The sequence below is a fragment of the Bacillus sp. D386 genome, from assembly GCF_006346415.1.
The window spans coordinates 104790-118442 of sequence record NZ_VEMV01000004.1; the positions used below are offsets into that span (position 1 = coordinate 104790).

Annotated in this window: 16 protein-coding genes; 13 read left to right on the forward strand and 3 right to left on the reverse strand. The window is 39.8% G+C overall.

What is annotated here, in order from left to right:
- Positions 1 to 2: 2 nt before the first annotated feature.
- Together FHY45_RS20965 and FHY45_RS20970 are read right to left on the reverse strand one after the other, a co-directional pair.
- Positions 3 to 155: a hypothetical protein gene (locus FHY45_RS20965; RefSeq protein WP_483861447.1), complete on the reverse strand. Its 153-nt coding sequence runs from the start codon at positions 153 to 155 to the stop codon at positions 3 to 5.
- 14 nt (positions 156 to 169) lie between these two features.
- Positions 170 to 382: a hypothetical protein gene (locus FHY45_RS20970; protein WP_257469075.1), complete on the reverse strand. Its 213-nt coding sequence runs from the start codon at positions 380 to 382 to the stop codon at positions 170 to 172.
- 168 nt (positions 383 to 550) lie between these two features.
- On the opposite strand from FHY45_RS20970, the gene FHY45_RS12565 reads away from it, so the two are divergent.
- The 6 genes from FHY45_RS12565 (at position 551) to FHY45_RS12590 (ending at position 6892) form a co-directional block, all read left to right on the forward strand.
- Positions 551 to 904, forward strand: coding sequence for a DUF4183 domain-containing protein (locus FHY45_RS12565; protein WP_257469119.1), 354 nt, complete (start codon positions 551 to 553; stop codon positions 902 to 904).
- Positions 905 to 1044: 140 nt separating this feature from the next.
- Positions 1045 to 2244: a DEAD/DEAH box helicase gene (locus tag FHY45_RS12570; protein WP_139892059.1), complete on the forward strand. Its 1200-nt coding sequence runs from the start codon at positions 1045 to 1047 to the stop codon at positions 2242 to 2244.
- A 122-nt stretch (positions 2245 to 2366) separates the two neighbouring features.
- Positions 2367 to 2744, forward strand: a complete 378-nt coding sequence (locus tag FHY45_RS12575) for a YckD family protein (RefSeq protein ID WP_066109504.1) — start codon at positions 2367 to 2369, stop codon at positions 2742 to 2744.
- Between the two features lie 293 nt (positions 2745 to 3037).
- On the forward strand, positions 3038 to 5347 hold the full coding sequence (locus FHY45_RS12580; RefSeq protein WP_066109503.1) for a glycoside hydrolase family 65 protein: 2310 nt from the start codon (positions 3038 to 3040) through the stop codon (positions 5345 to 5347).
- Positions 5344 to 6012, forward strand: coding sequence for a beta-phosphoglucomutase (pgmB, locus tag FHY45_RS12585; protein ID WP_066109500.1), 669 nt, complete (start codon positions 5344 to 5346; stop codon positions 6010 to 6012). The genes FHY45_RS12580 and pgmB overlap by 4 nt, the downstream gene beginning before the upstream one ends.
- A 316-nt stretch (positions 6013 to 6328) precedes the next feature.
- Positions 6329 to 6892 carry a site-specific integrase gene (locus FHY45_RS12590; RefSeq protein WP_066109497.1) on the forward strand — a complete coding sequence of 188 codons (564 nt, stop codon included), beginning with the start codon at positions 6329 to 6331 and terminating at the stop codon, positions 6890 to 6892.
- Between the two features lie 65 nt (positions 6893 to 6957).
- Here FHY45_RS12590 and FHY45_RS12595 read toward each other — a convergent pair whose 3' ends face one another.
- Entirely contained in the window at positions 6958 to 7608 is a 651-nt protein-coding gene (locus FHY45_RS12595) for a universal stress protein (RefSeq protein WP_066109492.1), read from the reverse strand.
- Between the two features lie 185 nt (positions 7609 to 7793).
- Between FHY45_RS12595 and FHY45_RS12600 the strand changes: the two genes are divergently transcribed.
- Genes FHY45_RS12600 through mnhG form a run of 7 tightly spaced genes read left to right on the forward strand, consistent with a single transcriptional unit; the run spans position 7794 to position 13549 of the window.
- Positions 7794 to 10193: a Na+/H+ antiporter subunit A gene (locus FHY45_RS12600; protein ID WP_139892060.1), complete on the forward strand. Its 2400-nt coding sequence runs from the start codon at positions 7794 to 7796 to the stop codon at positions 10191 to 10193.
- Positions 10190 to 10612 (forward strand): Na(+)/H(+) antiporter subunit B, encoded by a 423-nt coding sequence (locus FHY45_RS12605; protein WP_066109486.1) that lies wholly within the window; start codon positions 10190 to 10192, stop codon positions 10610 to 10612. The genes FHY45_RS12600 and FHY45_RS12605 overlap by 4 nt, the downstream gene beginning before the upstream one ends.
- Positions 10613 to 10614: 2 nt before the next feature.
- Positions 10615 to 10953, forward strand: a complete 339-nt coding sequence (locus tag FHY45_RS12610; protein WP_139892061.1) for a Na(+)/H(+) antiporter subunit C — start codon at positions 10615 to 10617, stop codon at positions 10951 to 10953.
- The gene (locus FHY45_RS12615) at positions 10946 to 12424 is read left to right on the forward strand and encodes a Na+/H+ antiporter subunit D (protein WP_066109479.1); all 1479 of its coding nucleotides are present in this window, start codon (positions 10946 to 10948) and stop codon (positions 12422 to 12424) included. The genes FHY45_RS12610 and FHY45_RS12615 overlap by 8 nt, the downstream gene beginning before the upstream one ends.
- Before the next feature lie 33 nt (positions 12425 to 12457).
- On the forward strand, positions 12458 to 12934 hold the full coding sequence (locus FHY45_RS12620) for a Na+/H+ antiporter subunit E (protein WP_139892062.1): 477 nt from the start codon (positions 12458 to 12460) through the stop codon (positions 12932 to 12934).
- Positions 12934 to 13218, forward strand: a complete 285-nt coding sequence (locus tag FHY45_RS12625) for a Na(+)/H(+) antiporter subunit F1 (RefSeq protein ID WP_066109471.1) — start codon at positions 12934 to 12936, stop codon at positions 13216 to 13218. The genes FHY45_RS12620 and FHY45_RS12625 overlap by 1 nt, the downstream gene beginning before the upstream one ends.
- Positions 13196 to 13549 (forward strand): monovalent cation/H(+) antiporter subunit G, encoded by a 354-nt coding sequence (mnhG, locus tag FHY45_RS12630; RefSeq protein ID WP_217491087.1) that lies wholly within the window; start codon positions 13196 to 13198, stop codon positions 13547 to 13549. Before FHY45_RS12625 ends, mnhG begins: the two co-directional genes overlap by 23 nt.
- The last annotated feature ends 104 nt before the right edge of the window (positions 13550 to 13653 follow it).

A 13653-nucleotide genomic window follows, 5' to 3' on the forward strand; every position in this document is an offset into this window, starting at 1 on the left:
GTTTATGTGGTGACATCCGTAATGGCAGTAGGTGTATAGTTGACAATTTCGAGCACAATTGGACTTCCAGCCAGAATAGACCCCGCTTCAGGAACGGTAATCACTACACTTCCTGCACCTGTAGCACCCAGTGTATAGACATAAATCCCATCCATTTGGAGTACGCCATTTATAAATAATTGAGTGGTAGTGTTTCTGGATTTAATGCTGGTAAGCCTGCTGGCGTATTTCCGGCATCATCAAAAAATTCAGCAGTATCAAGCGTAAGTGTAGCACCCCCGGCAACATCGCCTGTTACGACTGTAAAATACCTTGTAGATATAGGAGATACCGTAGTGGTAGTTGTAGCCTCAATAGCCAATTTCATAATTACTAAGGGCAAAATAAACACTCCTTTGTAACAGGTCATGCAAAATATCTTTATTCACTAAACTTTTAACCCTTGTGTATATATATATGAAAAAGGAATAAAAAGGTTTAATGAAATTATCCTCATGGGATAAGTGAGCAACCATTTTGAGGTGAGGAGGTAACGAGGGAAGTGAAGCTAATGAGAAAAACGGATATCGATTGTTATAGTTATACCGCATCCTTACCAAAACCATTACTTATGCATCCAATGGTGGAGACAGAGACATATAGGTATAAAATCCCTAAAAAGGTCGAGTTATATGAATTTTATATGTATGCTAAAGAAAATCAGCGTGTTTTCTCTTACTGTGATCAGGTGAACGAGTATCGAGATAGCAAAATACCTTCACCAGAAGATGTATCATATACGAATCTATTTATTAATGGAGTTCTGCAGCCGGCTAAAAATTATAAAGTGGTAAAAGATAAATTAATACTTAAAACAGTTGATTTATCGCCCGGAAAAAACCATTTTAATTTTTCAAATGGTTAAGGTTTAAAAACTAAATAAAAAAATGGCTTTACACGGAGAGACCTCTTTATTATGGGAGGAACCTCTCCTTTATTGATAATCATCGTTTGGCATATGTATAATAAGAATCATACAAGTATGTGTTTAGTTAGGAGAAATTAATGAATACAAATGATTCAATAGTCAATGAGTTAATAAATGGATTAAAAAAACAATGGGAATTATCCGGATTCAAAGAAGCAACTACAGTTCAGAAGGAGACCTTTGGTCCTATATATGAAGGAAAAGATGTTTTGGCAGAATCGCCGACAGGAACAGGAAAGACACTTGCTTATGTCCTGCCAATCTTAAATAAAATAAAAGCAGACGAACAAAAAGTACAGGCTGTTATTCTTGCTCCTTCAAGAGAGCTTGTTATGCAAATTTTTGAAGTTGTACAAGCATGGTCAAAAGAAACAGGTATTACGGCTGCTTCGTTTATCGGCGGTGCTAATCCGAAGCGTCAATTGGAAAAGCTGAAAAAGCATCCGCATGTTGTCATCGGAACACCAGGCAGACTAGAAGAACTGATTAAGCAGAAAAAGCTAAAGATGCATGAAGTGAAAACAATTGTGCTGGATGAAGGGGACCAACTAATGATCCCTGAGCATTTGCCAACTATTGGGACAATTATTAAAAGTACTATGAGAGACCGTCAGATAGTTTTGTTTTCAGCTACTTTGCCGGCTGGGTTAGAGGAAGAAGCCGAGCAATGGATGAATGACCCTGTTAAAGTACGGGTTAAAAAGGAAGATACCGTTCAATCAAAGGTGGATCATATTTATTTTGTCACTGAGGCGCGTGATAAAATAAATATTCTTGAAAAATTAGTTAAAATGCCTGAAATGCGTGCATTGGTTTTTGGAAAGGACATCGGAAATTTGGATGTGATGGCTTCAAAGCTTCGTTTCAAGGGAGTAGATTTAGGAGTTATTCATGGCGATTCCAAGAAAATAGAAAGAGAAGCGGCTATACGTGAGTTTCGTAGGCAGGAGTCAACTATATTACTTGCTACAGATGTGGCAGCAAGGGGCTTGGACATTAAAGGGCTGCCATTTGTAATCCATGTGGATTTCCCTGAAACGATTGCTCAATATGTGCATCGTTCAGGTAGGACTGGACGCCAGGGAGAAAGTGGAACGGTTATTTCAATTGTAACGGCTCGTGAAGAACGTGAATTAAAGAAATACGCTCGGGAACTGCATATTGAAGTTCAGAAAAAGGAACTGTTTAAAGGTAGTATTGTAGATCAGAGACCTGTATATAATCAAAATTCAAAGTCTATAAAGAAGAAACCGAATCCTAAAAGGTATAAAAAATAAAGAATGAAATGGGCTGGCTCTAATTAGAGTTCAGCCTTTTTTATTTTAGGAAAACAGCATGCATAAATAATTAAAGTTGGTAAAAACTAGGGGCAGAAAATAAAGAAGGAGTGAAAATACTAATGAAAAAAATGTCTCTCTTGTTGATAATGGCATGTGTTTTGAGCTTTACCTCAATTGGTATATCCAATACCGTCGTACATGCGGCAGAAAATGGCGATAATCAAACAAAGCAAACAAGGCCAACTTTAACGGAACAACAGAAAGCAGAGCTTGCTGCGATGCATAAAGAAGTGATGGAAAAGGAAAAGGCTATTGTTGAAAAGTATGTTGAATTCGGTGTGATGTCTAAGCAGAATGCTGATATGTTAAAGAATCATATGGATAAAAGATTTGAAAGAATACAGGCAAACGGATATATTCCTCCACATCCTTTTGGAGGTACCCACCCTGGTAAGCCGCCGCATGAAAACAGTCCTGGGACTGAATCTAACGAATAATAAAGCATGAATAACCTCTAAGGAATAGAATTCTTTAGAGGTATTTTTATTTTTGAGTAATTATAGAAGAAAGGATAGTAGGGCATTAAAAAAGGCTTTTTATCCTACTATTCAAATTCACGTAGATGTAATAAATTTTAGATAAATTTTAGAATTTTTAATTTTATGCTTTCATAAGTTAATGAATCGGTTATAATGAGAATGTACTTTTATGCAACCGATTGCACAAACAGTAGAAGCCTATATATATTCTATTAAATAAATAATTGAGGGAAGATGGAAAGGGGTATTATATGAAAAGACTGTTCTCAATAGATCCGTGGAAAATTATTGAAGAAGAGTTACATAAAGAGGATTTTAGACTTGCTGAAAGTATGACAAGTCTTGGAAACGGGCATATGGGGTTAAGAGGTAATTTTGAAGAAACCTATACAGGTGATAGTCATAGAGGGACATATGTGGCAGGCGTTTGGTTTCCGGATAAAACCAGGGTTGGATGGTGGAAAAACGGTTATCCCGATTACTTTGGTAAAGTGATCAATACCATTAATTTTATCGGAATTCGTGTTTTTATTGGTGAGGAGGAAATTGACCTTAATAAAGTGGAAATGAGTAATTACCGCCGTGAACTCGATATGAAAAATGGTGTTCTTACGAGAAGCTTTACGGTCTCACAAGCTGGTAAAGAAACAGCTGTTGAGGTAGTACGCTATTTATCAATTGCAGAGAAGCAACTAGCGGTGATCAAGTATGCGGTTACACCAATTAACCATGATAGTGTGATTACCTTTATTCCTTATTTAGATGGTGAAGTTCGCAATGAAGATTCCAACTATGAAGAAGACTTCTGGAATTATATTTCCTCCAGCTCATCTGAGCTCATGGGTAATTTGGTTATGCAAACAAATGAAAACCCTTTCGGAACAGACAGATTTACAGTCTCTGCGACGATGGGTCTTGAAATCAATGGCAACACGGCCGATATCAAACCGTTCCAACACGAAGAATATGTAGATAATAAAATTGAAATTCCAACTGAAGAAGGTAAGACTGTTACGTTAACTAAATATGTGGGCATTACAACAGACCGTGATCATGCTTCAGAATTTTTAAGTGAAAAGGGTCTGGAAATTGTTAATACAGCTATGCAACAAGGCTATGAAGCTTGCTTAAAGGCACATTGCGATCGATGGGCAGAGCGCTGGGAGTTAGCAGACGTCCAAATTGATGGAGATATTGAAGCACAACAGGGAATCCGTTTTAATTTATTTCAGCTGTTTTCAACCTATTATGGAGAAGATGCCCGATTAAACATCGGACCTAAGGGATTCACAGGCGAGAAATATGGTGGTGCAACGTATTGGGATACTGAAGCATATGCGATTCCATTATATTTGGCAGCAGCTCAGCCTGAAGTGGCTCGCAATCTCTTAATCTATCGTCATAACCAGCTCGAAGGGGCCTATCTCAATGCTGAGAGACAAGGATTAAAAGGAGCATTATATCCAATGGTCACTTTCACAGGAGTGGAGTGCCATAATGAGTGGGAAATTACCTTTGAAGAAATCCACCGTAATGCAGCTATTGCCTATGCTATTTATAATTATGTGAATTATACAGGAGATAAGAGTTACCTTAACGAATATGGCATAGATGTGCTGGTCGGGATTTCGCGCTTTTGGGCAGACCGCGTCCATTATAATAAAATGAAAGATCAATATATGATTCATGGAGTAACCGGTCCAAATGAATACGAAAATAACGTCAATAATAACTGGTATACGAATACAATGGCAGCCTGGACTTTACGTTACACCCTTGAAGTTATTGGATATTTAAAAGAGAACGGGCATGAAGCGAGATTTTCAGATTTATATATGACAGACGATGAATTAAATAAATGGCAGGATATCATTGATAAAATGTACTATCCATTTGATGAGGAGAATCAAGTGTTTATTCAGCATGATACATTTATGGATAAGGATTTAATGCCTGCTTCGCAATTAAAGCCAGAAGACCGCCCGCTAAATCAAAAATGGTCCTGGGATAAAATTCTGCGCAGCTGCTTTATCAAGCAGGCGGATGTCTTGCAAGGGATTTATTTCCTGAATAATGAATATACACGTGAGGAAAAACGCCGAAACTTTGAATTCTATGAGCCAATGACCGTACATGAATCCTCTCTGTCTCCATGCATTCATGCGATACTTGCTGCTGAACTTGGACTGGAAGATAAAGCATATGAGATGTATACCAGAACAGCAAGGCTGGATCTGGATAACTATAACAATGACACGGAGGATGGCCTTCATATTACAAGTATGACAGGCTCCTGGTTAGGGATTGTACAAGGTTTTGCTGGCATGAAAACATTTAATGAGGAGCTGTCGTTTGCACCATTTATTCCGGCAGCATGGGACCGTTATAGCTTTAATATCAATTATAGAGATCATCATTTAACTATTGAAGTGAATAAAAACGAAGTGAGTATTTCACAAACTGGCCCGGTAATGAAACTCAAGGTTTACGACAGTGAATTTGAGTTGCCTGCTGATGGTGTTGTAAAAATACCGCTAATGAAGGAGGACACGGTCGCGTGAGTAAGGAATTAAAAGCGTTTATCTTTGATTTGGATGGTGTTATTACGGATACAGCAGAATATCATTATCTTGCCTGGAAACAGCTTGCCAGTGAATTGGGAATTGAGTTTACCAGAGCGGATAATGAAAGATTAAAGGGAATTTCTCGAATGGAATCCCTTGAAATCATTCTGGAAATTGGGAATAAGCAATCTTCCTATACGGTTGAAGAAAAAGAAAAACTGGCTGCGCAGAAAAATGAGCATTATATGGAGCTAATCAAGCAAATTACACCAAATGATAGTTTACCTGGCATTAAACAGCTATTGCTTGATATAAAAGCTGCCGGCTATAAGCTGGGTCTTGCTTCTGTTAGCAAAAACGCGCCGGCTGTGATGAACTCCTTACAGCTCAGTGACCAGTTTGATTATATGGTTGATGCGCGTACAATTAAGAGGGGTAAACCGGATCCGGAAATTTTCTTAAAAGCCGCTGAAAAGCTTGGTGTCCCTGCTGATGAATGCATTGGGATTGAGGACGCAGAAGCAGGAGTTGAAGCCATTAAGAGTGCTGGCATGTTTGCGGTCGGAATAGGCTCTAAAGAACAACTGGCTAAAGCGGATCTCCTATACAGCAATACATCTTACCTATCGCTGGATGAATTAATAAAGGAATATCAAAACTAAGCAATTTAAGTGCGTCCCAATTTTGGGGCGCTTTTTTTACTCTTTTTATTCCTAAGTAGCAATTAAATACTTCCTCGTTAGCCTGTATTCTAAAAGATGGATATTACTACATAACATTGCTAATGAAATCCAGGGAGTGCTCCTGCAGGCCACTGCCAGAACCGCGAAAAGGGAGTAAATGGAGCTGCCTTACTTTAATAAAGCCTCTTTATAAAGCGTTTTAGATTAAAAAATCAAACAAGTCACTATATTTGTAATGTTACTTAATTTTTGATAATATCATAATTAAGTAACATTATAGTTAGGGGGTATTTCCTTGGAATACGTTGATCCCATAAAGGATATCCGCAAGATTACCGCAATAAAAAGGATTCTTAAAAAGCAATCCTTGCGTGATCTACTATTATTTGTTTTTGGAATTAATACTGGTCTCCGTGTCAGTGAACTGCTCTCTTTACGGGTGGGTGATATCTGGGAAGGCGGGAAGTTCAAGGAGTTCCTTTATATAAAAGATGCAAAGACTTCGGAAGAGAGGGCTTTTTACCTCAATCAAAATGTGAGAGAAGCTGCGAAACATTATTTAGAAACCTTTGATTTCTCTACGGATGATTATTTATTCAAATCCAAAAAAAATCAGCAGCCTATCTCAAGGCAACAGGCATACAGGATTATTAATTGTGCGGCTAAGGAAGTGGGGATACCGGGAAAAATCGGAACCCATACGTTACGGAAGACATTCGGTTATCATGCCTATCGAAAAGGGATTGCTATTTCAATCCTGATGAACATTTATCATCATCATAGTCCTGGTGAAACATTACGGTATTTGGGAATCGACAAAAATGAAAAACTTCCTGTCAAAGTTGATGTGAATCTATAGGTATAACAGACTCCAGTTTCCTTAGAAAAGAAAAAACCCCCACATTTTTTTGTGGAGGTGTCACATCATAAAGTTTCTTTGACATAGTTATCAGTCACGGTTACTTGCAGTGTTTTTTGGTTTTTCATAAATTTAAAGATACCAGTATTGAAATCAGTACCGATTTCTTTAAAGAAGATACCCTCAAATTCACTTTTCTTTGTATGTTCAAAGCTCAGCCGATAATGATTGTCTTCTTTTTCGAGATAGGCACGTACGCCTTTTTCGTAAAGGCCGTCTGGATCATCTCTCAATGCCCGGGCGACGGATATTATATGAATGTCAACAAATGGAATATCTCGCAACAAAGTATTTATAATCGAACCTTTAGCAATCTGTTCCCAACGGCTTTGTGCTGTTTGACCAAGGATGATCTGTGAAATTTGTTTTTCACGTGCGACATCCGCTATTACTTTTGCAAACGGTCGTTTCTCATTATCTTTCAAAATGAATTCCTCTGCTTCCAATTCCTCGGCGAGCTGACGCCATCTCTCAATACTTTCGGATTTCTCAGCGTCTAGTTCATCAAAAGGACTTGGGTCCACTGTCAAGATATATAGGGGACAATCCAACATGTTGGCGATTTTACTGCCACGCTGGATCAAGCGATCACCATTGGGGCCGTAATAGACACACACAAGGATGCTTTCGTCCATTCGGCTTTTGCATTTTTTCATTAAAAGTTCACCTCTAAATAGATGGTAGTTCATTGGACTATTACGAATATAGCCCATGCCAGATTTTCAGTCAATTATTATTACACAAAATAGAGTAAATATTTCTAATATAAAAAGGGTCCGTTGGATATATCGTCACTTTTGTGTGTGCGTACAGTATTCTATGATGAAGGGAGCGCGAGGACATGATTAATTTAATGATTTTATTACCGTTTTTCTTTGCGGTTCTGATACCTTTCCTCTATAGTATGTTCAATAAAAAATTACATATAGGCTGGTTTGTTCTTTTTTTGCCGGTCATCATCTTTATCTCCTTATTACAGTATATCCCAATTACAACGACTGGGAATACATTGACCAGTGAATTTAAATGGCTGCCATCATTCGGGATTAATTTCACAGCTTATGTCGACGGATTGTCCCTCTTATTCGGTTTGTTAATCACAGGTGTCGGATCGCTTGTCATTTTGTACTCGATTTTCTATATGTCCAGGGCTCGGGAGGAGCTGCATAACTTTTATGTATATCTGATGTTGTTTATGGGGGCCATGCTTGGAGTCGTTTTCTCGGATAATGTTGTCGTCCTTTACGTGTTCTGGGAACTGACCAGTATTTCATCTTTCTTGTTGATTGCTTATTGGTACCAACGGAAAAAATCGAGAGAAGGAGCACGGAAGTCGATGCTAATCACCATTTTCGGTGGATTATCTATGTTGGCCGGGTTGTTGCTCCTTTCCATCATTACCGATACATATAGCATCCGTGAAATGATCTCCCAAGCTAAATCATTGCCGGAGAATGTCCTCTTTTTACCTGCGATGATTTTAATTTTACTGGGAGCTTTCACTAAATCAGCTCAGTTTCCGTTTAGTCTTTGGCTACCTGATGCGATGGAGGCACCGACACCAATCAGTGCTTACCTCCATTCGGCTACAATGGTCAAAGCCGGCATCTATTTGGTGGCTAGGTTAACCCCTTTGTTTGGCGGTGATGCAGTTTGGTTCTGGACGGTATCCTTGGTCGGAATTGTAACTTTATTATACGGATCCTGGAATGCAGTTCGTCAGAAAGATCTAAAGGCCTTGCTCGCTTATTCGACAATTAGTCAGCTCGGTTTGATCATGAGTCTACTAGGATTGGGGTCTGCTGCCATTTATTTTGGCTATGGCGATGAATCGAAAGTATATGCAATCGCTATTATGGCGGCTGTATTCCATTTGGTTAACCATTCAACCTTTAAGGGAAGTCTGTTCATGGTTGTCGGAATCATTGACCATGAGACAGGAACCCGGAATCTGCAAAGGCTGGGTGGGTTAATGAGCCTCATGCCGATTTCTTTCACGATCACTATGATTGGAAGTTTCTCTATGGCAGGATTACCGCCATTCAATGGCTTTTTGAGTAAAGAAATGTTTTTTACCGGCGTGGTGAATGCTTCAGGGATGGATATTTTCGGGATGGAAAAGTTCGGCATGATATTCCCTGTTGTTGCTTGGATAGCAAGTATCCTAACGTTCGTCTACTGTATGATTATGGTCTTTAAGACGTTCACTGGAGAACATAAACCTGAGATGCTGTCAAAGGCTGCTCATGAACCGCCCGTCGGTATGCTGATTCCGCCTGCTATATTGGCGATGTTTGTAGTCCTGATATTCTTCTTCCCCAACATTTTGGCAAAATACATTTTAGATCCTGCCCTTATATCAATCTTGCCGGATTATGAGGCAGCAGGAGGGTTGGGTAAGGAGATTAGTGCTTGGCATGGTTTTAATACAGAATTATTGATGACAATCGGTGTCGTATTAGTTGGCCTATTGCTATACAAGCTGCTGCCTAAGTGGATCAGGGTATTCAGCTGGTATCCGCAAAGCCTGACGTTTAACAATATATACAATGAGTCTTTGCTGCTTATGGAATCGATATCTGCTTATGCAACGAAGAAGTACATGACTGGATATACACGTGATTATCTAGTTTATATTTTTGCGTTTTTTATTTTCATTGTTGGTGGTTCTCTGTGGCTGTTCAACGGTTTTGCTTTCGATATGTCTAAGGATTCACCGGTGAGCATTTATGAAGCTGTGATGGTCATTGGTATGGTGGTGACCGCTTTAATCGCACTGTTTTCCCAGTATCGACTGACATCGATTATTGCTGTTGGTGCCCTTGGATATCTAGTGTCTATTCTTTTCGTTATTTTTCAGGCACCGGATCTGGCGCTGACGCAATTGGTTGTGGAAACAGTGACAGTCGCTTTATTCCTGCTGTGCTTCTATCATTTGCCAGAGTTTCGAAAAGAAGTAAGTAAAGTTCGTTTCAAATTCACCAATATGTTGATTTCAGTTGGAGTGGGGTTGACGGTAACACTATTGGCCCTTTCCGCCAATGGAACCCGTTTGTTTGAAACGATTTCTGGGTATTTCGAAGATTCCTATACGCTTGCCGGAGCTAAAAATATAGTGAACGCGACCTTGGTTGACTTCAGGGGACTTGATACGATGGTCGAAGTGGCGGTCCTGTGTATTGCGGGATTGGCTGTCTTTACATTAATCAAGGTCAATGTTACAGGGAGGGATAAAAAATGAAGCCTAATGATATTTTATTGACGGCCGTAACAAAAGTTGCAGTATTGATTATCCTCACCTTTTCCATTGATTTGTTCTTCTCGGGGCATCACAACCCTGGAGGAGGATTTATCGGAGGGTTGGGAATTGCCAGTGCACTTGTACTCATGTATTTGACGCTTGGGACGGAAGCGGTCAATAAGATTATTCCTGTGGATTTTAAAACAGTGGCAGCGATCGGTGTACTGATTGCAATTCTTACGGGTGTCGGTTCATTTCTGTTCGGTGTTCCCTTTCTTTCCCAAACGTATGGTTATGTAGATTTTCCGATTTTAGGTAAAACGGAACTAGCTACCGCTCTTATATTTGACACTGGTGTAGCGTTAGCTGTCATTGGTTCAGCTGTGACAATCATCCTGAGCATAAGTGAGGATCGATAATTATGGAAACAGTTATGTCTATACTTGTAGGTATTTTTTTCACAATTGGAACATATATGGTCCTATCCAAAAGCCTGCTGAGAATCATTCTTGGGACTTCGGTGATCGGCCACGCTGTCAATCTTTTAATCTTAACAATGGGGGGATTAAAGACCGGGGGTCCGCCATTGTTAGGATTGAAAAGCACTTCCTTTACAGACGGGCTGCCACAGGCGCTCATCCTGACAGCGATTGTTATTAACTTTGCAGTTACAGGTCTTTTTCTGGTGGTTGCCTATCGTAGTTACCGAGTCTTGGGAACTGACGATTTGAATGAATTAAGGGGAAATGAAGATGAATAATATAATCATTCTGCCGGTCATTATTCCGCTTATCGCGGGACTTATCATGGTCATATTCAGAAAAAACTTATATGCGCAAAGATCAATTGCTCTTCTGGCAATTCTAGCCACGGGAATGGTTTCAGTGCTAATGGCTATGAAAGTAAAGGTGGAGGGAATACAGGTTCTGCAGGCAGGGGGATGGGCGGCCCCTTATGGAATTAGCCTTGTCGCCGATATGTTTGCGGTCATTCTGTTGATTATAACGGCATTTGTGTCTTTCTGTTGTTTGCTTTACGCCTTTTACACAATTGGAAAGATAAGAGAGAAAAATTTCTTCTATCCATTGTTCCTGTTTATGATCAGCGGTGTGAACGGATCTTTTTTGACCGGAGATATCTTCAATCTATTTGTCTTTTTCGAACTGATGCTGATTTCCTCCTATGCATTGATTACACTTGGCGGGGAGAAAAAACAGCTCAGGGAATCAATCAAATATATATTGATTAATGTCATGTCATCCTTCTTTTTCCTTGTGTCCGTTGCCTACCTATATGCTGTAACAGGTACGTTGAATATGGCGCATCTGTCTGTCCGTGTTGCGGAAGCGGGACAAAATGGGCTGCTGACGACCGTTGCGATTTTACTGCTCATGGTTTTCAGCCTGAAGGCCGGTCTCTTGCTATTTCATTGGTTACCAGGATCATATAGTGTTCCACCTACAGCGGTGGCAGCAATCTTTGCGGCTTTGCTCACCAAGGTTGGAATTTATGCTATTTTCCGTATGTTTACATTGATTTTCTATCATCAACCGGAAATCACCCACTTGTTGATCGGAATCCTAGGGGCAGCGACAATGTTACTCGGAGCAATCGGTGCGGTCTCGAGATGGGATATAGAAGGAATTTTGACCTACAATGTTATCATTTCTGTCGGTTTGATTATGGCCGGACTTGCTGCTTTCACCACAGGCAGCATCACAGGTTCCATTTTTTATCTTGTGCATGACATCAATGTGAAAGCACTGATTTTTCTAATCGGCGGTACAGTTATTTACCTAACTGGCACTGCTAAATTAAAGGAAATCAGCGGCTTGATCCGGACTCATCCGTTTCTTGGCTGGATGTTCTTTGTCGCAGCCTTGGCGTTGGCAGGTATCCCACCTTTCAGTGGTTTCCTCGGGAAGATGCTGATTACAAAAGGTACCTTTGAAGCCGGAGATTATTGGCTGGGGGCAATTGGATTACTATCAAGCTTGTTAGTGCTATATTCTGTTATGAAAATCTTCATGAATGCATTCTGGGGTGAGACAAACCTAAGTGAAGAAATGGAGAAAGGGACAACAAGAGGGGTTATTATACCAATTACGCTTTTGACGGCTGCAACAATTTTTCTGGGATTGGGTGGAGAAATAATCTCATCTTATATCCAGTTGGCTGCCGAAGGCTTGATGAACCCTGATTTATATATCGATGCGGTTTTAGGAGAATAGTAGCTAGTCTATAAACAAAAAGGGGTGGTCGTTGTGCCCGTTCAAGTCTTGCTTAATATATTCATTGGTTTCTTATGGATGCTCTTGCAGGATAAATGGAGTTTCCCTTCGTTCTTTGCCGGATATCTAGTGGGAATCGTTATTTTGTTTTTTGTGCGTCGCTTTTTCAATAAATCCTTCTACATGGGGACATTTCTCTCTATATTAAAGTTGCTATTTGTATTTCTTAAAGAGCTCGTTTCTTCTACGGTGCTTGTTCTGAGGCAGGTCACACGTAAAAAAATAGATGTTCAGCCGGCGGTTTTTGCCTTAAAGACAGATCTGAATGGAGATTGGGAAATACCAATGTTGGCTTTGCTATTATCGCTGACACCAGGCTCCGTGGTATTGGAGATTTCGCCGGACAACAAAACATTCTATATTCATGCCATGGACTACAAAGAATCTAAACAAGCGATTATTCAGGCAAAAATGAGCTTTGAAAAGGCGATTAAGGAGGTTACACGATAATGTTTGAAAAAGCCATGACTGTAGCGCTATTCATTTTAACGTTATCCATTCTCATTTCCATCTATCGCCTCTATAAAGGTCCATCCATGCCAGACAGGGTTATGGCACTGGATTCAATTGGAATCCACTTAATTTCAGGTGTGGCTATTTTTTCTGTACTGTTCAAATCCCATGCCTTCTTGGACATCATATTGTTGTTAGGGATCCTTTCTTTTATCGGGACTATCGCGTTTGCGAGATTCATAGAAAGGGGTGTGGTCATTGAACGTGGAAATGATAAGTGAGTGGATTGCTGCTGTCTGTATTCTTACGGGGACAATCTTAACGCTTCTAAGTGGTGTTGGGCTGATTAGGCTTCCGGATGTTTATACACGATCACATGCAGCTTCAAAAAGTACAACACTTGGAGTACTATTCATCCTTCTGGGAGCATTTCTGTTTTTTTTAATTGGTGAAGGATATGTTAGTATACGGCTGCTTCTCGGAATATTCTTTGTATTCCTGACTGCTCCGGTAGCAGGCCATATCATCTGCCGGGCAGCTTATCGCTCAAACGTAAAACTTACCGACCGTACAGTCCGTGATGATTTGAAGAAATTATTGAAGTCTAAATGAAAGATAGTTGAACTGCCCACTAAAGGTTAGACTAAATCTAACTTTTATGGGGCAGTTTTAATTTGGAAAAAAAGCGATAGGATGTCTATTCAATTCAAACATTG